This window comes from Vibrio sp. Vb1755, assembly GCF_033338635.1.
Taxonomy (GTDB): domain Bacteria; phylum Pseudomonadota; class Gammaproteobacteria; order Enterobacterales; family Vibrionaceae; genus Vibrio; species Vibrio alginolyticus.
This window is the reverse complement of record NZ_JAWOTA010000198.1, coordinates 1-1,274: the sequence shown is the minus strand read 5'-3', so window position 1 is coordinate 1,274 and position 1,274 is coordinate 1. Positions and strand designations below refer to the sequence as shown.

The 1,274-nt window shown below is 49.5% G+C and carries 1 protein-coding gene; it reads left to right on the top strand.

What is annotated here, in order from left to right; genetic code table 11:
- Positions 1-1,274: VCBS domain-containing protein (locus R7E00_RS23865; protein WP_318124726.1), on the top strand; the 1,274-nt coding region annotated here is incomplete at both ends.

The following is a 1,274-nucleotide window of genomic DNA, read 5'->3' as shown; positions in this document are numbered from 1 at the left end:
ACCATCGTGGATGATAAGCCAACTATTACCGATGTTGATGCGATTACTGTTGATGAAGATGATTTAGGCACGATTGGTTCGGACCAGACTGACCCGATTTCTATTGATGGTAGCTTCACCACCACACAAGGCTCTGACCGAGTGGTAAGTTATCAGCTTGATGCTTCTGCAACACCAGTTGACGGCCTTACATCACAAGGCGTGGCAGTTACGCTGACTGAAACCGCAAACGCTGATGGCAGCTTTACTTACGAGGCGACAGCGGGTAGTGAAGCGGTCTTTACGCTGACGGTGAATACTGATGGTAGCTATAACTTCACGCTTGAAGGTCCAATCGACCACGCGGTAGATAGCGATGAGCTGACACTCAACTTCCCAATCATCGCAACAGACTTTGATGGCGACACCACAAATGCCACTATCCCAGTGACAATCGTGGACGATAAGCCTGTTATTACCGACGTCGACACCATTACGGTTGATGAAGATGATCTAGCGTCAATTGGCTCAGACCAAAGCAATCCAATTTCTATTGATGGCAACTTTACTACCACACAAGGCTCTGACCGAGTGGTGAGCTACCAACTCGATGCTTCAGCAACACCAGTGGACGGTTTAACATCGCAAGGCGTGGCTGTCACACTGATAGAAACCGCAAATGGTGATGGTAGTTTCACTTATGAAGCGACTGCGGGTGGCAACCCAGTATTTACTCTGACAGTAGATACTGATGGCTCTTACAACTTCACGCTAGAAGGGCCAATTGATCACGCGGTGGATAGTGATGAGCTGACACTCAACTTCCCAATTATCGCAACCGACTTCGATGGCGACACCGTTACTGAAACCATTCCAGTCACGATTGTTGATGATGTACCGACCATCACAGCGGTGGATGCGTTGAGTGTCGATGAAGATGACCTTAGCGGCGTGGGCTCAGACCAAACTGACGCTGTGTTCGTTGAAGGCGCGTTTACCACTATTCAAGGCTCTGACCGAGTGGTGAGCTATCAACTGGATTCAACGGCTGATCCTGTTGCGGGGCTAACGTCTCAAGGTGAGGCGATTACCTTGGTGGAAACCGCCAACGGTGATGGCAGCTTTACTTATGTGGCGACCGCAGACGGCAATCCGGTATTCACGTTAAACGTAGCAACAGATGGCACTTACGATTTTACGCTGCAAGGCCCGATTGACCATGCAGCTAACAGTGACAGCCTGACGATTGATTTCCCAATTATTGCCACCGATTTTGATGGTGATACGACTTCGGC